Here is a 19,227-nt window from a genome sequence, read left to right as displayed (position 1 = left end):
GGCGGAAACATGAAGGCCCCGCGTCCGGGAACCGTGTCCCTTCCGCCGTTTCCGTCACGCTGCGTGCGCGGCGGAAACAAAAATACGGCCATCGTACCGCATCCACTTCTTTCGACAGGTGCAGGTGGTCGATTCACCCCCCGAAGTCAAGGGGCACGCCCCGATTTCCCCAAAAAACAACGCCCCTTCATTGCGTATCGGGAATATCCCCGCCACGCCGCAGCGCCTCCAGCGCCAGCAGCCTGACACGCAGGCTTTCCCATGCCTGTTCGTCAAATTCCCCCCCGCACATCCGTTCGGTGTCAAGGCGCAGGTCTCGGGCAAAACGCTCCACATTCAAAAGCGCGTAGAAATGCCACCATTCCTGCCGCGCATCGATGGACATCAGGTCCCCGTCCTGCTTCTGGGCCGACAGTGGCAGGGGATGGGACGACAGCACCCGGTCGCGTGCCTGCGACAGGCCCATGGCCCCGATCCGCTCCTCCAGCGCCAGCAGGAGGGCGGGCGCATCCCTGTCGCCCCCTTCCTCGGCCAGCATGTCGAGCATCACCGCCCGCAGCCCGGACAGTTCGTCGGGCATGTCCAGCCGGCAGTAGGCGTCCTGCACGTCCTCCAGCACTTCGGGATGGCGCAGCAGGATGGCGGTCAAGATGCGCATCCGCTCCAGCGTGACCGCCTGCGCGTCCAGCGTGACCGGGACGCCATGGGCATCGGCGGCGGGTACCAGGAACGGGCGGGCGCCATGCATGCCGCCCTGCCGTCCCCCGCCACGCGCGCCCGACGCGGGGCGGCGCCGGAAGGTCGCGAAAAACCGGTCAAGCAGGGTGGAGCGGTATTCCGACGCCAGTCCCCTGTCAGGGATCAGGTTCGCCGCCTCCACCAGTTTCTGGCGCAGGGCCGCGCGCTGCTCCGGGGCGGGATCGCGCGGCACCCCTTCGCTCAGCAGGCCAAACAGGACCTCGCTCAACGGACGCGCACCCTCGATCAGGCCACTCATCGCAGCCCCGCCCTGCTGGCGCAGCAGGCTGTCGGGGTCCTCGCCCTCGGGCAGGACGCAAAAGCGCAGGGTCCGATCGACATTCAGCAGCGGCAGCCCGGTTTCCGCCGCCTTTACCGCCGCGCGCTGCCCCGCCGCATCGCCATCGAAACACAGCACCGGCGCGGAAGACACCTGCCACAGCGCCTCCATCTGCTCGGCCGTGAGCGCGGTGCCCAGCGGGGCGACCGCGCCGGCAAAGCCGGCCTGGTGCAGGGCGATGACGTCCATGTAGCCTTCGACCACCAGCAGTTCGGGACGCGGGGGGGCATCCGGGCCGCCGCGTGGCGCGCGCACCGCCGCGCGGGCGCGGTCAAGCCCGAACAGGACGCGGCGTTTCGCGAAAATCGCGGTTTCCGGCCCGTTGAGGTATTTGGGCTGCCCATCGCCAAGGATGCGCCCGCCAAACGACACCAGCCGCCCGCGCCGGTCGCGGATGGGAAAGGTGACGCGGTTGAAGAACAGCTCCCCTTTCGGCCGGCCATGTTCATCCACGCGCATCAGCCCCGCCTGCGCCAGCAGCGCCGGGGTGATGTCATGCGCCGCCAGTTCCGCCAGCAGGCCGCCCCGCCCGTCGCCAGACCAGCCAAGGCCGAACGCCTCGATCGTCTCGTCCGTCAGGCCACGGCCCCGCAGGTAGGCCAGTCCCTCACGCCCCTCGTTCTGGTACAGGCGGCGGCGCCATGCCTGCTGCACCGCCTCCAGCACGTCGCCCAGGGTGCGGGCTTCCTGCTGGGCCTCGCGCTGGTGGCGGTCGGGGCGCGGGACCTCCATCCCGGCGGCGGAGGCCAGTTCCTCCACCGCCTCGGGGAAGGAGCGTCCCTCGCTCTGCATGACGAAGGAAATGACATCGCCATGCACGCCACATCCGAAACAGTGGAAGTGGTCGTCATAGACATAGAACGATGGCGTCTTTTCCCCGTGGAAGGGGCAGCATGCCTTCCAGTTCCGGCCCGAACGCACCAGCTTGGTGCGCCGCCCGATGACCGCCGCGATCGGGGTCCGGGCGCGCAGTTCGTCCAGAAAGGCGGGATCAAGCGCCATCGCCTGCCGGTTCCTCAGCGCGCGGACAGCAGCGACTTGACGATGGAACTGGCAATGGCCGCGTCCAGCGCGCTGCCGAACTGCGTCTTCAGCGCCGCCATGACGCGGCCCATGTCCTTCATGGAGGTCGCGTCCGTGCGCTCGATCGCCTCGCGCGCGGCGGCCTCAAGCGTTTCCTCGTCCAGGTCGGCGGGGAGGTAGGTGCGGATCAGCGCGATTTCCGCCTCTTCCTTTGCCGCCAGTTCGGGGCGTCCGCCCTGCAGGTACATCGCGGCGGATTCCGTGCGCGACTTGACCATGCCGCGCAGCATGCCGATCACGGCGTCGTCGCTGACCTTGTCCTCCCCTTTCGCGCGACCCGCGATGTCGAGGTCTTTCAGCTTTGCCGTAATCATGCGGATCGTGCCGACGCGGTCACTCTGTCCGGCCTTCATGGCGGCTTTCAGGTCTTCCATGAAACGTGCGCGCAAGGACATTCTTCAAACTCCTGTTGATCGGTAGGGGACAGTGGTCCGCCGCACGGACTGCGGCCGACATGACCGGGAATCTTTTTCCCACTTTCCGCAACCGGAAAGCTGGCGGAATTTTCTTCCCATCCCCTTTGTCCGCTGATAGGGAATAGACCCGGAAGGGACAATCATCCAATGCCGATGACAATAGAAGACATCATACAGCGCCTTGGCGGCCCGGAACAGGCCGCGCGCCTGACGGGCGTCAGCACGGAGGCCGTGCGCAAATGGCGACAGGCCCGCGCCATCCCGCCCAAGCACTGGACCGTGGTGCTGCGTGAAACCGGCCTGTCCCTGTCCGACCTGCAACCCGCCACCGAATCCGACCGACCGGAGCCCCCAATGACCGCGCCATCCTCGACCGCGCCCAATCCGATCTCTCCGGCCAGCCGGCCCCATGCCGCCACCGCCGCCCTGATCCTGGCCGATGGCACCGTCCTGTGGGGCCGCGGCTTTGGCGCGCATGCCGAAGGTGCCGCCGCGATTGGCGAAATCTGCTTTTCCACCGGCATGACGGGATATCAGGAAACGCTGACCGATCCCTCCTTCGCCGGACAGATCATCACCTTCACCTTTCCCCATATCGGCAATGTCGGCACCACCCCCGAGGATGACGAGGCCACGCGCGTCGCGGCCCGCGCCCTGGTGGTCAAGGAAGACCTGACCGCGCCGGCCAACTGGCGTTCGGTGGAATCGCTCGACGCGTGGCTCAGGGCGCGGGGCATCGCGGGCATCTGCGGCATCGACACCCGCGCGATCACCCGGCGCATCCGCGATGGCGGCCCGCAGACGGCCATCGTCGCCTATCCCGCCGACGGCAGCATCGACATCGCCGCCCTGCAGGCGCAGGCCCGTGCGTGGCCGGGGCTGGAGGGCATGGACCTTGCCCGCGAAGTCACCTGCGCCAAATCCTATGCCTGGGACGAGGGCGTGTGGCACTGGCCCCATGGCACCGTCCCCCTTCCTGAAAAGCGCCGCCGCGTCGTCGCCGTCGATTACGGGGCGAAGCGCAACATCCTGCGCTGCCTGTCATCCGCCGGATGCGACGTCATCGTCGTCCCCGCCACCGCCACGGCAGAGGAAATCCTGTCGCACGAACCGGCGGGCGTGTTCCTGTCCAACGGTCCGGGCGACCCGGCGGCCACCGCGTCCTATGCCGTCCCCGCCATCCGTGGCGTGCTGGAGGCGGGCAAGCCGGTGTTCGGCATCTGCCTTGGCCACCAGCTGCTGGCCCTGACGCTGGGGGCGAAGACCTACAAGCTGGAGCGCGGGCATCGCGGCGCGAACCAGCCCGTCAAGGACCTTGCGACGGGCAAGGTGGAAATCACCAGCCAGAACCACGGTTTCGCCGTAGATGACAAGACCCTGCCCGAAGGGGTCCGCGCCACGCATGTCAGCCTGTTCGACGGATCGAACGAAGGCATCGCCTCCGACCGGTATCCGGCGTTTTCGGTGCAGTACCATCCCGAATCCAGCCCCGGCCCGTCAGACAGCCGTTACCTGTTCGACCGCTTCGTCGCCCTGATCGACTCCCACTCCCACACCGCCTGAAAGCCGTATCGACATGCCCAAACGGACAGATATCAGCTCCATCCTGATTATCGGCGCCGGCCCGATCGTGATCGGCCAGGCGTGCGAATTCGACTATTCCGGCGCGCAGGCCTGCAAGGCCCTGAAGGAAGAGGGTTACCGCGTCATCCTGGTCAACTCCAACCCAGCGACCATCATGACCGACCCGGGCCTTGCGGATGCGACCTATATCGAGCCGATCACCCCGGAATTCGTCGAACGCATCATCCTGCGTGAAAAGCCCGACGCCATCCTGCCGACCATGGGCGGGCAGACCGCGCTGAACACGGCGATGGCGCTCGACAAGTCGGGTTTCCTCAAGAAGCACGATGTCGAACTGATCGGCGCCAACGCCGAGGTGATCGACCGTGCCGAGGACCGGCAGAAATTCCGCGAGGCGATGGACGCCATCGGCATCGAAAGCCCGCGCAGCGTCATCGCCCACACCCTGACCGAAGCGCGCGAGGCGCTGAAACAGGTGGGCCTGCCGTCGGTCATCCGTCCGTCCTTCACCATGGGCGGGTCGGGCGGCGGCATCGCCTATAACCGCGAGGAGTTCGACCGCATCGTCTCCTCCGGCCTCGATGCCTCCCCCACGACCGAGGTCCTGATCGAGGAATCCGTCCTCGGCTGGAAAGAGTACGAGATGGAGGTCGTGCGCGACGCCGCCGACAACTGCATCATCATCTGCTCGATCGAAAACATCGACCCGATGGGCGTGCATACGGGCGATTCCATCACCGTGGCCCCCGCCCTGACGCTGACGGACAAGGAATACCAGCGCATGCGCGACGCCTCGCTGGCGTGCCTGCGCAAGATCGGGGTGGAAACCGGCGGATCGAACGTGCAGTTCGGCATCAATCCCGCCGATGGCCGCATGGTCGTGATCGAGATGAACCCCCGCGTCTCGCGCTCCTCCGCGCTGGCGTCCAAGGCGACGGGCTTTCCCATCGCCAAGATCGCGGCAAAGCTCGCGGTCGGCTACACGCTTGACGAACTCGCCAACGACATCACCGGCGGCACCACGCCCGCGTCGTTCGAGCCGACGATCGATTACGTCGTCGTCAAGATCCCCCGCTTCACGTTCGAGAAGTTCCCCGGCACCCCGGCCCTGCTGTCCACCAGCATGAAATCCGTGGGCGAGGCGATGGCCATCGGCCGCTCCTTCCCCGAGGCGCTGCAGAAGGGCCTGCGTTCCATGGAAATCGGGCTGGCGGGCCTTGATCCCGTGGACGCGCCGGGCGATGGCGGTCCCGACGCCTTCCGCGCCGCCCTGTCGCAGCCGCGCCCCGAACGCATCCTGATGGCAGCACAGGCCCTGCGCGCCGGACTGTCGGTGGAGGACATCCACGATGCATGCAAGTTCGAGCCGTGGTTCCTGCGTGAACTGCAAAAGATCATCGCCGCCGAACATGGCGTCGTGCGCGACGGCCTGCCGCGCGACGCGGACCGGATGCGCGCGCTCAAGAGCCTCGGCTTTTCCGACGTGCAGCTCGGGCGGCTGTCGGGCACCTCGGCCAATGAGATCCTTGAGCTGCGCACGCGGCTGGGGGTCACGCCGGTCTATAAACGCATCGACACCTGCGCGGGCGAGTTCGCATCGCCCACGCCTTACATGTATTCGACCTACGAAGGCGGCTTCGGCACGCCCGAATGCGAAAGCGACCCGACAGATCGCAAGAAGATCGTCATCCTCGGTGGTGGCCCGAACCGCATCGGACAGGGGATCGAGTTCGACTACTGCTGCGTGCATGCGGCCTATGCCCTGCGCGAAGCAGGGTTCGAGACCATCATGGTCAACTGCAACCCCGAGACGGTCTCCACCGATTACGACACGTCCGACCGGCTGTATTTCGAGCCCCTGACGGCCGAGGACGTGATCGCGCTGATCCGCCGCGAACAGGAAAACGGCACCGTGCTGGGCTGCATCGTGCAGTATGGCGGCCAGACGCCGCTGAAGCTGTCGCATGCGCTGGAGACGGCGGGCATCGCGCTGCTGGGCACCCCGGCCGACGCCATCGACTGCGCCGAGGACCGCGAGCGTTTCCAGGCGATGCTGCACAAGGTGGGCCTGCGCCAGCCGGAAAACGGCATCGCCCGCTCCCTGGCGGAGGCCGAGGACGTGGCGGACCGGATCGGATATCCCGTCGTGGTGCGGCCGTCCTATGTTCTGGGCGGACGGGCGATGGAAATCGTGCATGACCGCGCCAGCCTGCAGCGTTACATGCGCGTGGCGCTGCAGCTTGCGGGACATGACGTCGCATCGGGACCGGTGCTGATCGACCGCTACCTCAATGACGCGATCGAGGCCGACGTGGACTGCATCGCCGATGGCACCGATGTCTATGTCGCCGGCGTCATGGAACATATCGAGGAAGCGGGCATCCATTCGGGCGACAGCGCCTGTTCGCTGCCGCCCTATACCCTGTCGCCCGCCATCGTCACCGAACTGAAGGCCCAGACCGAGGCAATGGCCCGCGAACTGGGCATCGTCGGGCTGATGAACGTGCAGTACGCGATCAAGGGCCACGACATCTTCGTGCTGGAGGTCAACCCCCGCGCGTCGCGCACGGTGCCCTTCGTCGCCAAGGCGACGGGCGTTCCGGTCGCCAAGATCGGCGCGCGCGTCATGGCTGGCGCCCGCCTGTCGGAATTCCGCCTCGATGACCAGGCCGTCGCCCCGCATGTCGCGGTCAAGGAAGCGGTGTTCCCGTTCAACCGCTTCCCCGATGTCGATACGATCCTCGGGCCGGAAATGCGCTCCACCGGCGAGGTGATGGGACTTGACGCGTCGTTCGAACGCGCCTTTGCCAAGTCGCAGCTTGCCGCGGGCGTCCGCCTGCCCCTGTCGGGGGAGGTGTTCCTGTCGGTGCGCGACAGCGACAAGGCGGCGGTCAAGTCGCTGGGCCGCAGGCTGGTGGACATGGGCTTCAGCGTGGTCGCCACCCGCGGCACCGCGCAGTGCCTGCGTGACGCGGGCGTCGAGGTGCGCGTGATCAACAAGGTGCTGGAGGGACGCCCCAACTGCGTGGACGCGATCCGTTCGGGCGAAATCCAGATGGTCATCAACACGGCGCAGGGCGCGCAGTCGGTCACCGACAGCTTTGACATCCGCCGTTCGGCCCTGACCCACGGGATCCCGCATTACACCACCATCGCGGGCGCGCGGGCCGCGACCTACGCCATCGCGGCGATGCGCGACGGGGTGCTTGAAGTCGCGCCGCTTCAATCCTACTTTAAGGGATCGTACTGAACGTCCCGCATCCCCCTGCCCGTCCGCGCCCCGATGGCGTCCGGCGGGCGGGGGGTGTTTCATGCGGGCGTTCGCCATGACCACACCATCCGTCAGTCGTCGAACGCTGACCTTCACCCCGGGGATACATCTTGCAGAAATTTCCGATGACAGGCCCAGGCCTGCAACGGCTCGAAGAAGAACTTCGCAAGCTCAAGAGTGAAGAACGTCCTGCCATCATACGGGCCATCGCCGAGGCGCGCAGCCACGGCGACCTGTCGGAGAACGCCGAATACCATGCGGCGCGCGAACGCCAGTCCTTTACCGAGGGCCGCATCCTGGAGCTGGAGGAAATCGTCTCCTCAGCCGAGGTGATCGATCCCGCCTCCCTGTCGGGCGACCAGGTGAAGTTCGGGGCCCGCGTCCATCTGGTGGACGAGGAAACGGACAAGGAAGTCACCTACCAGATCGTCGGCGTCTATGAGGCCGACATCAAGCAGGGGCTTCTGTCGATCTCCTCCCCGCTGGCCAAGTCGCTGATCGGCAAGAGCGTGGGCGACAGCGTTTCGGTCCCCGCCCCCGGTGGCGACCGCACTTACGAAATACTGGCCGTCACCTACGGCTGAGGCATATGACGTGATCACACTTGACGATATCCGTGCCGCCGCGCGGCGCATCAACGGGCGTGTCCTGCGCACCCCCACCGTGCCGTCGCAGGCGCTTTCGCAGGCGACCGGCGCGGATATCGTGCTCAAGCTCGACAACCTGCAGGCGGTCGGCTCCTTCAAGGAGCGTGGGGCCGCCAACAAGCTGGCGCTGCTTGACGAAGGCGAGCGCAGGCGCGGCGTCATCACCGTTTCCGCCGGGAACCATGCGCAGGGGGTGGCGCGCCATGCCTCCCTCCTCGGTATTGACGCGGTCATCGTCATGCCGCGCTTTACCCCCGTGGCCAAGGTGACGCGCACGGCGGCATGGGGGGCGCGCGTCGTCCTCGAAGGCGACAGCTTTGCCGAGGCGATGGCCCATGCCAACGCCCTGTGCGAGCGTGAGGGCCGGGTCTTCGTCCATCCCTATGACGATCCCGAGGTGATGGCCGGACAGGGCACCTTCGCCCTCGAACTGCTGGAGGATGCGGGCGAACTCGACACGTTCGTCTGTCCCATCGGCGGCGGCGGCCTGCTGTCGGGGTGCGCGGTCACGGCGCGCGCGCTGCGTCCGGGCATGGATATCATCGGCGTGCAGGTGGAAAATTACTCCTCCCTCTCCGGCTTTCCGGGGGATGAGCTGCTGCCGCCGGGCGGTCCCACCATTGCCGAAGGGATCGCCGTCCTCAAGGTAGGGCGCCAGCCGCTGGAGGTCATGCGCGAACATGTCTCGGGCGTGCTGACGGTTCCCGAAAGCGCGATCGAGACCGCGATCACCATGCTGGCCGAAGGGGCCAAGCAGGTCAGCGAGGGCGCGGGCGCCACGGCGCTGGCGGCGGTCCTGACCTATCCCGAGATGTTCCGGGGAAAGCGCGTGGCGCTGCCGGTCACGGGCGGCAACATTGACAGCCGCATCCTTGCCAACACGCTCCTGCGCTCCCTGCTGCGAGACGGGCGGCTTTTGTCCCTGAAGATGGAAATTCCCGACCGGCCGGGCGTGCTGGCCGATATCTCCCGCAGGATCGGGGACGCGGGCGGCAACATCATCGAGGTCTCGCACCAGCGGCTGTTCACCACGCCCAGCGTGCAGGCGGCCGAGCTGGAAATCATGGTCGAGGCCCGCGACCCGGAACATGCCCGCCAGCTGGAGACGGAACTGTCCAAGACCTATATCGTCCGTCGCACCTGCTAAAACGCCGCGGCCCTGCCGCAACGGCCATGCCCCGCGTTACCTGCTGTCGGAAACCGCGCCTGGACCGGTCATCAGGATCGACCCTGCGATAGTTTCCCGCCAAAGCGGGGATGTGGGCGTGTCCGGAAACGGGCGCCCTGACCGTCCCGGCACGCTCAGGATCGCGGGAATACGCCAGCACCCGTTGGCAGGCCGCCTGATTTTACACGTAACTGCGTTCGCCCCATGGCGCATGGCCGCATGGCGTGCCTCATGCTTATGACGCGACATTTCCGGAATGCCCGGCACGGCCCCGATGCAGGCTGACGCCCGGCATCGGGACAGTGCTCTCATTTTGTGCCGAACAGCCGGTCCCCCGCGTCGCCAAGGCCCGGACGGATGTAGCCATGATCGTCCAGCCCCCGGTCAATGGCACAGGTAACCACCCGCACGTCGGGATGCGCCGCGCGCAGGCAGGCAACCCCCTCGGGCGCGGCCAGCAGGCAGACGAAAACGATGCTGTCGGCCCCGGCCTGTTTCAGGCGCGTAATGGCGGCGACGGCGCTGTGCCCGGTCGCCAGCATCGGGTCAACGACGACGCAGCGTCGCCGGGCAAGGTCATCCGGCAGCTTGAGGTAATATTCCACGGGCTCCAGCGTCGCCGGGTCGCGATACAGGCCGACATGCCCCACCCGCGCCGACGGGACAAGATCAAGCATCCCGTCCAGGATCCCGTTCCCCGCCCGCAGGATGGAGACGAGGCAGAGCTTCTTTCCCGCAAGCTGTTGGCCGGTCATGCGTTCCAGCGGCGTGTCGATTTCCACGTCCTCCACCGGCAGGTCACGCAGGGCCTCATACCCCGCCAGCATGCTGAGTTCGCGCGCCAGACGGCGGAATTCCCCGGTGGACGTGCGCGCATCACGCAGCAGGGTCAGCTTGTGCCGCGCCAGCGGATGGGTCAGCACCACCACGTCGGGATCATCCCCGAAGGCCGCCTGGCCTCCCGCCGCGCCCGCTTCGCGCGTCATGCGCAGGCCCCCGCGTCACGCGGGACGAAATCCAGCACGATGCCATTCATGCAGTATCGCAGCCCCGTGGGCGGCGGCCCGTCGGGAAAGACATGGCCCAGATGCCCGTTGCAACGGGCGCAGTGTACTTCCGTGCGGACCATGCCGTGGCTGGTATCGGTGGTGGTGGCGACCGCGCCGGCGATCGCCTCGCTGAAGGAGGGCCAGCCGCTGCCGCTGTCATATTTGGCCGACGAGCGGAACAGCGGCGCCCCACATCCCGCGCAACGGTATTCCCCGGCCCGTTTTTCATCATTCAGCGGGCTGGAACCCGGACGTTCCGTCCCGTGTTCACGCAGGACGCGCAGCTGTTCCGGCGTCAGGCAGCCACAGCCGCCCGATCCTTTTTCCGTTTGGCCCATCGTCTTTTTTCCTTTCATAATGCCCCGGCAGGCATTCCGCACTGATGTCATTTAGGGCATTATGGGCGACAAAATAAGGGAGAGGAACAACCCATGCCCGCTCAGCCCACCCAGGCGCACAGCCCCGCGACCCAGTCCCCCCACACACAGGCCCGCCGCCCCGTCATGCTGGCGATCCTTGATGGTTTCGGATGGCGCGAGGACCCGTCGGACAACGCCGTGATGGCCGCCGACACCCCGACCTTCGACCAACTGTGGGGCCATGACCCGCACGCCTTCCTGCGCACATGTGGGGAGGATGTCGGCCTGCCGGAAGGGCAGATGGGCAATTCCGAGGTCGGTCACCTCAATATCGGCGCGGGCCGCGTCGTCATGCAGGAACTGCCGCGCATCACCAGGGCCCTGCGCGACGGAACGGCGGCGCAGAGCCCGGTCATGCGCGATTTCCTCGACGCGCTGAAGAAAAGCGGCGGAACCTGCCACCTGATGGGCCTTGTCTCCGACGGGGGGGTGCATTCGCACCAGGACCATGCCGCCGAACTGGCGCGGATCGTGTGCGCGGCGGGCATCCCCGTCGCCCTGCATGTCTTCAGCGACGGCCGCGACACCGCGCCGCATTCCGGGCGCGATTACGTCGCCCGCCTGCTGCGCGACCTGCCGCCACAGGCGCGCGTGGCCAGCATTTCGGGACGCTATTACGCCATGGACCGCGACCGGCGGTGGGAACGCGTGCAAAAGGTATATGACGTCATCGTCTGCGCCAATGGCCCGCGCGCCACGACGCCCGATGCTGTGCTGGAGGCGTCCTATGCCCGCGACATCACCGACGAGTTCATCGAGCCCACGGTCATCGGCGATTACCAGGGCATGAAGGATGGCGATGGCATCCTGTCCTTCAATTTCCGCGCCGACCGGATACGCCAGCTGCTCGACGCGCTGCTGGAGGAAGGGTTCGAGGGGTTCAGGCGCGCGCGCGTCGTCCATTTCGCCGCCGTCCTTGGCATGACGCGCTACAGCGACCGGCTGGCGCGGCTGATTGGCGTCCTGTTCGCGCCGCAGGAACTGCGCGACCTGCTGGGCGATGTCGTCTCGGCGGCGGGACGCAGGCAGCTCCGCATGGCGGAGACGGAGAAATATCCCCACGTCACCTACTTCCTCAATGGCGGGCGGGAGGAACAGCTCCCTGGCGAGGACCGCATCATGGTGCCCTCGCCCAAGGTCGCGACCTATGACCTGCAGCCCGAAATGTCGGCGCCGGAACTGACCGACCGCGCGGTGAAGGCCATCGACAGCGGCGAATACGACCTGATCGTGCTGAATTTCGCCAATCCCGACATGGTTGGCCATACCGGCGTCCTGGCCGCCGCGATCAGGGCGGTGGAGGCCGTCGATGCCGGGCTGGGCCGGATTGTCGCGGCGATCGACCGGGCGGGCGGCGCGTTGCTGGTGACGGCGGATCATGGCAATGCCGAAACCATGTTCGACCCGCAGACCCAGGGACCGCATACCGCCCATACCCTCAACGTCGTGCCGGTTGTCCTGCATGGCGCGACGGGCCAGCGCCTGCATGACGGGCGGCTGGCGGATATCGCCCCCACCCTGCTGGCGCTGATGGGCCTGCCGCAGCCTGCCGCCATGACCGGACACTCGCTGCTGGATGGACCGACGCCATCCTGACGGCCCGCCTTCACGTCCTCATGCCGCGTCGCGCGGTAGCCGTGGGGGCATGCCTCGCCATCGCGCAGGCCATGTCCCCCGCCCCCGCCGCGACGCCATCCACGGCATCACACCCCCATCATGCGGCGGGACATGTCCTTCATGCCGCCACCGCGCATGCGTCCCATGAGGAGGCGCATGAAACGCAGGGCATCCGGCGCCAGATCGAAAATGCCCGGCTGGCGCGTGAAAACCTGCTGGCGCGTGAAAAGCAGCAGGGCGCGGAAATGCAGGCCCGCATCAAGGCCCAGCACGATGCCGAGGCACAGGCGCAGCGCGATGCCGCGCGCGCGACGGAACTGTCCGCCGCCACGGTGGACGCCACCGCCCGGCTGCAGCGCACGGAACAGGACACGGCCGACCTCGACAGCCGGATTTCGGCGCTGCACACCGAACAGGATACCCTGCGCAGTGCGCTGGCGCGGGAAGTGGCGGCGATGACCCCCCTGCTGCCGGTGGTCGAACGCCTTTCGCTCTATCCCGCCGATACGCTGCTTGCCGTGCCGCTGCCTGCCGATCGCGCGGTAACCGGGCTTCTGGTGATGCGCGGGCTCATGACGCGCATTTCCCAGCAGGCACGCCAGATCCATGACCGTCGCGCCCGCCTGGCGCAGCTTGACGACGAACTGGCGCAGCAGAAAAACCGTATGGGCCAGCTGCTGGCGCAGCAGGAGGCGCAGCGCGACAGCGTCAACCGTTCCGCCCATGCCGCGCTGGAGGCGCAACGCCAGTCGAACGCGGCCGTGCGCAGCGCGACCCAGCAGGTCGAAGACGCGGCACGCCGGGCGTCGAGCCTGCAGGACGCGATCACGCGCATCGAGGAGGTGGAACGCACCGCGCAGGCCAATCTGGAACGCGCGGCGCAGGAAGCCGAACGCGCCCACCGCATGCAGGAAGCCGACGCCGCGCGGGCCCATGCGCGCGCCCTTGCCGCGGGCCCCGGTCCGGGCGTCAACGCCACACGCGCCGGGACGGCGGGCGCGCCCGTGCCCGGCAGCATCGTCACGCGCTGGGGCCAGACGACCGAAAGCGGCCCGGCAAGCGGCGTTACCTATGCCCCGCCATCGCGCGCGACCGTCCGCGCGCCCTGCAGCGGACGAGTCGACTTTGCCGGGCCCTTCCGCTCCTACGGGCAGATGATGATCCTGAACTGTGGACAGCATTACCGCTTTGTCCTTGCGGGGATCGGGGACATGGCCGTCGCCCCCGGACAGCAGATCGTAAAGGGCGCGCCGGTGGGACAGATGCCGCCATGGTCGGACACGCAGGCCCGCCCCACCCTGTTCGTGCAGCTGCGGCGCGGGGGCGCCACCGTTAACCCCGCGCCATATCTGTAGAATTGGTTTACACGGTTTCCGTGTGGTGCAAGTTCGGTATAAGGTGTGCGACCGATGACGGACGATGACCTGCCGCCCCCATGGACAGGTCACCATATGCAGGCTGCCCACCGATGCGTGGCTGGCCATTCAGGAGACGACGACGCATGAAGTTCCGTAATGGCCTGCTGCTTGGTTGCGCCTTTCTTGCTGGCATCGCGGCAGGCCCCCAGCTCGCCTTGCATTCCGGCGGGCGGTGGCTTGACCTGACCTCCATTGCGCATGCGGACAGCCCGTCACCCAAGGACAATTCCCCGCACGAAATCGAACAGCTGATGTTCCTGTTCGGCTACGTGCTGGAAAAGGTGAAGGCGAATTACGTCGAACCCGTCTCCACCCGCGACCTCATCACCAATGCGCTCAACGGCATGCTCAGCGGCCTTGACCCGCACAGCTCCTACATGACGGAAAAGCAGTTTTCCGACCTTCAGGCCCAGACCAAGGGTACGTTCGGCGGCCTCGGCCTCGAGGTGCATGGGGAGGACGGGCACGTGCGCGTCGTCTCGCCGGTGGACAATACGCCGGCGGCGCGCGCCGGGATCAAGCCGGGCGATTACATCGTCGCCCTCGATGGCAAGAATATCGACGGACAGCCGCTGGACCAGGTCGTCTCGCGCATGCGGGGGAAACCCAATACCCGCATCACCCTGACCCTGATCCGTGAAAAGACGCCCAAGCCGATCATCGTGACGCTGACGCGCGCGATCATCCCGCTGCAGGTCATCAAGTCCGCCCTTTATGACTCCACCGGCTATATCCGCATCGCGCAGTTCAACGAGGAAACGCAGCACGGGCTGCTTGATGCCTACAAGAAGCTGCAGGGCCAGGCGCACGGCAAGCTCAATGGCCTTGTCATCGACCTGCGGTCCGATCCGGGCGGGCTGCTGACGCAGGCGATCGATGTCAGCGGCGATTTCATCAAGAATGGCGAGATCGTCTCCACCCGCGCACGTCACGCGCAGGACAGCCAGCGGTGGGATGCGCATAACGTGGACATCACCAACGGCCTGCCGATCGTGGTGCTGATCAACGGTGGTTCCGCCTCCGCCAGTGAAATCGTGGCGGGTGCCCTGCAGGACCATCATCGCGCCGTGCTGGTGGGTGAAAAGACGTTCGGCAAGGGATCGGTGCAGACGATCCTGCCCATCCCGGGCGAAGGCGCGATCCGCCTGACGACCGCGCGCTATTACACGCCGTCGGGCCGATCCATCCAGGGGCTGGGCATCGTGCCGGACATCGTGGTCAAGGAAAGCCGCGACGACGACAGCTACAGCATCCGCGAGGCGGATCTGGCGCACATCATCAAGAACAGCGGCGGCAACACGGCACAGGCCCCGGTGCGCACCGACCTGCCCGCCATTGCGAAGTCCCTGCCGCATGAACCGCCCGCCGGGTGGCCGGATTATGACCCGATGAAGCCCACGACCGATTTCCAGCTGCAGGAAGGGCTGAAGGTCGTGCATGCGATGGCGGGCCTGCCGGTCACGATCGAGACCACCAAGGCCACGGCGGCAAGCCCGACCATGGTCAACACGCCCACGACACAGGCCAGGCCCCCCGTGACCAAGACCCCGCCGGCGGAAGAGCAGGCCCCCGCCACCCCTGTCACGCCCGCGGCACCCGCGACGACGGCGCCGGCCACGCCTGCGCCCGGCAAGGCGACCCCCGGTACGGCGACCCCGGGCACGGCGACCCCGGGCAAAGCCGCTCCGGCCACTCCGGTTCCGACCACCCCGGCCCCCGCTGCCCCGGCCCATCCATGAGCCTGAAGACCGACCTGCCCTATCGCCCCAACGTGGGGGCGATGCTGTTCAACGCGCGCAATGAAATCCTGATGGCGCGCCGCACCGACATGCCCGGCGCGGGCGGCCCCGTCGACCATGGCGTATGGCAGTGCCCGCAGGGCGGCATTGATGAAGGGGAAAATCCCCGGCAGGCGGTCATGCGCGAACTGCTTGAGGAAATCGGCACGGACCGGGCGGTGATCCTTGGCGAATATCCCCGCTGGATCAGCTATGACCTGCCTGACCACCTGATTGGCAGGGCGCTGGGCGGCCGGTACCGGGGACAGACCCAGAAATGGTTCGCCCTGCGCTTTACCGGGCGTGATGATGACATACGCCTCGATACCCATCTGCCGGCCGAATTCGACCGGTGGCAATGGGTGGCGCCGTCACGTCTGGCGCATGTCAATGTGGGGTTCAAGCGCCCCATCTATGAACAGCTTATCCCCGAATTCAGCCGGCTTGCCCGTCTGCCGTCATCCGGCGCAGCGCCGGAATAAACCGGTCGCGCAACAGCGGCGCCAGCAGGTCACCGCACCGGCCATCATGGATGTCGATCCAGCGTGCCTCCGCGATTTCCGCGCGGGGGTGTGGTTCGCCCGACAGCTCCGCGCGATAGATGCTGGCCCGAACCGTGCATCCCGCCTCGTTCGCGGCGGGGGCGGCATAACGCCCCAGCAGCCGGGCGCTGCCGCCACGCAGGCCGCAGCCCAGTTCCTCCGACACTTCACGGCGCAGGGCCGCCATGTCGTCCTCCGCCGGTTCGGGCTTGCCACCGGGCAGCATGAACAGCCGCGTTCCCTGCTTGCGCACGCACAAAAGGCGTCCGTGGCGAAGGATCGCGGCGCACACCACAACGATATCGTTTCCTGCCGTCATGACGCCCCCCTACTTGTCATCGCCCTTCAGCGGCGACATCAGGAAACAGAAAGGCACCACCAGCAACGAACCGATGCCAAGGATCATGAAGACCTCGTTGTACGCAAGGATCGCGATCTGCGCGGTGAACTGCTGGTACAGCTTGCCCATCGCCACGGAATTGAGGACAGGTTCGGGAAAGCCGCGCGCCATCGCCGCGTCATGCGCCCGTGACAGGTATTCGTTGTAAGGCTGGTGATAGGGCGTCATCCAGTGGACCATCTGGCTCTGGTGTGCCTGGCGCAGTTCCGTCACCAGCGCCGTCGCCCCCGAAATGCTGAGGGAACCCAGCACGTTTCGCACCATGCTGAACAGGGCGGACCCGTCGGCGTTCAGTTCGCGCGGCAGCGTGGCGTACGTAATGGTGGATATCGGCACGAACAGGAAGGCCATGGTTGCCGTCTGGCTCATGCGGAAAAAGACCAGATGCCGGAAATCCAGCGCGGGCACCAGACGCGCCGACCACAGCATGGACATTCCCATCAGGAAAAAGCCGAACGCGATGATGTAACGCAGCTGGATGCGTTTCATGGCCATGCCGACAATCGGGATCAGGATGATGACCGCCACGCCGCCGGGCGACAGGATCAGGCCCGACAGGGTGGCGGTATAGCCCATGACCTGCTGCGCGAACTGCGGCACGATGATCGCGGAGGAGTAAAGCAGCGCCCCCACCGCCCCCATCAGGCCCGTCCCCACGGCAAAATTGCGGTCCTTGAACACCCGCAGGTCAACCGCCGGTTTCTTGGTATGCAGCAGCCAGGCCACGGCCCCGCCAATGCCCAGCACCGCAAGGATCGCCATGACGACGATGATGCGCGACCCGAACCAGTCCGCATCCTCGCCACGGTCAACCGCGACCTCCAGGCAGCCGAAGCCGATGGTGATGAGGCCGATGCCGATAAAGTCGAGCGGCGCCGCCTGCTTGCGCGCCCATGGCGGGTCATCGACCATCATGGACACGGCGATGGTCGCCAGCGCGCCAACGGGCACGTTGATGAAAAAGACCCAGCGCCATGAATAATTGTCGGTAATCCATCCCCCCAGCGACGGCCCGATGACGGGCGCGACCACGGTTGCGATCGCCGTCAGGCCGAAGGCTGCGGCGCGTTTTTCGGGGGGAAAGGTGTCAAGGATGATCGACTGCTGGTTCGGCTGCAGGCCACCGCCGAAAAACCCCTGCAGCAGACGGAAGAAAATCAGTTCCGGCAGGCTGGTGGAAATGCCGCACAGGAAGGACGACAGGGAAAACATGGAAATGCAGATCAGGAAGTATTTCTTTCGCCCGAACAGCTTTCCCAGCCACCCCGAAATCGTCAGCACGATACCGTTGGCGACAAGATAGGAGGTCAGGGTCCATGTCGCATCGTCATAGGTGGACGACAGGTTCCCCGCGATATGCGGCAGGGAGACGTTGACGATGGTGGTGTCAAGGATCTCCATGAACGCGGCAACCGTGACCACGACGGCGATCAGCCACGGGTTGTGCTTCGGCTTCCACGTCTGGCCGGCGTGATCGTCGGCGGAGGCTGCCGCAGTGCTCATCGCGTATAGACCGTAGGCTCGACCGAAAGGCCCAGCGACAGCGGCACGTCGGGACGCAGCCCCTCGTCGATCAGGATCTTGACCGGCACGCGCTGCACGATCTTGACATAGTTGCCGGTGGCATTTTCAGGCGGGAACGCGCTGAAGGTCGCGCCAGTCCCCAGCTGGAGTGAATCGACATGCCCCTTCAGCTTCAGGAAGGGATAGGCATCGACCGCGATATCCACCTTCTGTCCCGGGCGCATGGCCGTCAGCTGCGTTTCCTTGTAATTGGCGACGACCCAGACTTCGGGCTCCACGATGGAAAAGACCGTCTGCCCCGCGCTGACCAGCGTGCCGCGTTCGATGTTACGCTGCGATATCCAGCCATCATGCGGCGCGCGGATGACCGTCCATTCCAGGTTCAGTTCCGCCTGCCGCAGCTTGGCCTGCGCCTCGTGCATCTGGGCCTGCGCCTGGGTGACCTTGTTCTGGCTGCTTGAAATATTGGGGATGACCGGCATGGCCTGCTGCAGTTCGCCCTGCGCCTGCAGCACCCGCGCCTTGGCCGCGTCCAGCGCCGCGGTCGCGTAATCGATATCCTGCTGCGAGGTCGCGGCGCGCGCGACGGAATGCTGGCGGTTGAAATCGGTCTGGGCCCGGAACTGTTGCGCCTGCGCGCCCTGCAACGCACCCTGCGCCGCCATCAGGTGGCCGGGAAAGTTCTTCTGCGCCACGGCAAGCATCAGTTCCGCATTGTCCGCCTGCGCCTGCGCCAGTTCCAGACCTGCCGCCGCCTCGTCCCGTGCGGCGCGCCAGTCGCGGTCATCGATCCTCGCCAGTATCTGCCCTTCGTGGACGAACTGGTTGTCGTTGACCAGAAGCTCGGTCACGTATCCCCGCACATGCGGCGCGATCGCCACGGCGCGGCCGGCGGTAAAGGCGTCGTCGGTTTCCACCTCGCCCCGATGCAGCAGCCAGTACACCGCCGCCGCGACGACCAGTACCACCAGCATGCCGATCATGATGATCCTGCGGGACGGCTTTTCCTCCTTTCCGGCGGGCTTGTTTTCGGTGGGCTTCTGCTCGCCCGCCTGTCCGTTATCTGGCGTGTGGGCTTCATCACCGGCCATGTGGTTCCCTCATTTATCGTACGATTCGTATCCCGGAGACGCGCCACGCGCCCGCATTGACCGAACGGGTCGGTCAATGCATGACACGAACGCGATGCGACTTCAACCATCGCACGCAGCTTATTCGACCGTAATGAAAACC

General features: G+C 66.5%; 15 protein-coding genes. 8 read left to right on the top strand and 7 right to left on the bottom strand.

What is annotated here, in order from left to right:
- Positions 1 to 187: 187 nt before the first annotated feature.
- Together dnaG and CFR71_RS00865 are read right to left on the bottom strand one after the other, a co-directional pair.
- Positions 188 to 2,080: a DNA primase gene (gene dnaG / locus CFR71_RS00870; RefSeq protein ID WP_110525825.1), complete on the bottom strand. Its 1,893-nt coding sequence runs from the start codon at positions 2,078 to 2,080 to the stop codon at positions 188 to 190.
- 14 nt (positions 2,081 to 2,094) lie between these two features.
- Complete coding sequence (locus CFR71_RS00865) at positions 2,095 to 2,556, bottom strand: GatB/YqeY domain-containing protein (protein ID WP_110525822.1); 462 nt, start codon at positions 2,554 to 2,556, stop codon at positions 2,095 to 2,097.
- A 168-nt stretch (positions 2,557 to 2,724) separates the two neighbouring features.
- On the opposite strand from CFR71_RS00865, the gene carA reads away from it, so the two are divergent.
- The 4 genes from carA to CFR71_RS00845 all read left to right on the top strand — a co-directional run bounded on the left by carA (position 2,725) and on the right by CFR71_RS00845 (position 9,226).
- Positions 2,725 to 4,140: a glutamine-hydrolyzing carbamoyl-phosphate synthase small subunit gene (gene carA / locus CFR71_RS00860; RefSeq protein ID WP_110525819.1), complete on the top strand. Its 1,416-nt coding sequence runs from the start codon at positions 2,725 to 2,727 to the stop codon at positions 4,138 to 4,140.
- A gap of 13 nt (positions 4,141 to 4,153) precedes the next feature.
- A complete protein-coding gene (gene carB / locus CFR71_RS00855) occupies positions 4,154 to 7,411 on the top strand; it encodes a carbamoyl-phosphate synthase large subunit (RefSeq protein WP_110525816.1) in 3,258 nt (1,085 codons plus the stop codon).
- A gap of 131 nt (positions 7,412 to 7,542) precedes the next feature.
- On the top strand, positions 7,543 to 8,016 hold the full coding sequence (gene greA, locus CFR71_RS00850) for a transcription elongation factor GreA (protein WP_110525813.1): 474 nt from the start codon (positions 7,543 to 7,545) through the stop codon (positions 8,014 to 8,016).
- A 10-nt stretch (positions 8,017 to 8,026) separates the two neighbouring features.
- The gene (locus CFR71_RS00845) at positions 8,027 to 9,226 is read left to right on the top strand and encodes a threonine ammonia-lyase (RefSeq protein WP_110525810.1); all 1,200 of its coding nucleotides are present in this window, start codon (positions 8,027 to 8,029) and stop codon (positions 9,224 to 9,226) included.
- 329 nt (positions 9,227 to 9,555) lie between these two features.
- Here CFR71_RS00845 and upp read toward each other — a convergent pair whose 3' ends face one another.
- Positions 9,556 to 10,233, bottom strand: coding sequence for a uracil phosphoribosyltransferase (gene upp / locus CFR71_RS00840; protein WP_110525807.1), 678 nt, complete (start codon positions 10,231 to 10,233; stop codon positions 9,556 to 9,558).
- A complete protein-coding gene (msrB, locus tag CFR71_RS00835; RefSeq protein WP_110526565.1) occupies positions 10,230 to 10,634 on the bottom strand; it encodes a peptide-methionine (R)-S-oxide reductase MsrB in 405 nt (134 codons plus the stop codon). The genes upp and msrB overlap by 4 nt, the downstream gene beginning before the upstream one ends.
- A 165-nt stretch (positions 10,635 to 10,799) precedes the next feature.
- Here msrB and gpmI point away from each other — a divergent pair, with 165 nt between their 5' ends.
- The 4 genes from gpmI to CFR71_RS00815 all read left to right on the top strand — a co-directional run bounded on the left by gpmI (position 10,800) and on the right by CFR71_RS00815 (position 16,010).
- A complete protein-coding gene (gene gpmI, locus CFR71_RS00830) occupies positions 10,800 to 12,311 on the top strand; it encodes a 2,3-bisphosphoglycerate-independent phosphoglycerate mutase (protein ID WP_239020232.1) in 1,512 nt (503 codons plus the stop codon).
- Positions 12,312 to 12,331: 20 nt separating this feature from the next.
- Positions 12,332 to 13,687 carry a murein hydrolase activator EnvC family protein gene (locus tag CFR71_RS00825; protein WP_239020214.1) on the top strand — a complete coding sequence of 452 codons (1,356 nt, stop codon included), beginning with the start codon at positions 12,332 to 12,334 and terminating at the stop codon, positions 13,685 to 13,687.
- Between the two features lie 146 nt (positions 13,688 to 13,833).
- Positions 13,834 to 15,489, top strand: coding sequence for a S41 family peptidase (locus CFR71_RS00820; RefSeq protein WP_110525801.1), 1,656 nt, complete (start codon positions 13,834 to 13,836; stop codon positions 15,487 to 15,489).
- On the top strand, positions 15,486 to 16,010 hold the full coding sequence (locus CFR71_RS00815; protein WP_110525798.1) for an RNA pyrophosphohydrolase: 525 nt from the start codon (positions 15,486 to 15,488) through the stop codon (positions 16,008 to 16,010). Before CFR71_RS00820 ends, CFR71_RS00815 begins: the two co-directional genes overlap by 4 nt.
- On the opposite strand, the gene CFR71_RS00810 is transcribed toward CFR71_RS00815, so the two are convergent.
- The 3 genes from CFR71_RS00810 to CFR71_RS00800 are packed head-to-tail and all read right to left on the bottom strand — an operon-like array spanning position 15,964 to position 19,085.
- Positions 15,964 to 16,389 (bottom strand): NUDIX hydrolase, encoded by a 426-nt coding sequence (locus CFR71_RS00810; protein ID WP_110525795.1) that lies wholly within the window; start codon positions 16,387 to 16,389, stop codon positions 15,964 to 15,966. The genes CFR71_RS00815 and CFR71_RS00810 overlap by 47 nt on opposite strands.
- Positions 16,390 to 16,398: 9 nt before the next feature.
- On the bottom strand, positions 16,399 to 17,973 hold the full coding sequence (locus CFR71_RS00805) for a DHA2 family efflux MFS transporter permease subunit (protein WP_110525791.1): 1,575 nt from the start codon (positions 17,971 to 17,973) through the stop codon (positions 16,399 to 16,401).
- The gene (locus CFR71_RS00800; RefSeq protein ID WP_110525788.1) at positions 17,970 to 19,085 is read right to left on the bottom strand and encodes an HlyD family secretion protein; all 1,116 of its coding nucleotides are present in this window, start codon (positions 19,083 to 19,085) and stop codon (positions 17,970 to 17,972) included. The genes CFR71_RS00805 and CFR71_RS00800 overlap by 4 nt, the downstream gene beginning before the upstream one ends.
- Positions 19,086 to 19,227: the final 142 nt, after the last annotated feature.

It is taken from the genome of Novacetimonas pomaceti (genome assembly GCF_003207955.1).
Classification (GTDB): Bacteria; Pseudomonadota; Alphaproteobacteria; order Acetobacterales; family Acetobacteraceae; genus Novacetimonas; species Novacetimonas pomaceti.
The sequence above is the reverse complement of the archived record's forward strand: the minus strand, read 5'-3'. Positions and strand labels throughout refer to the sequence as shown.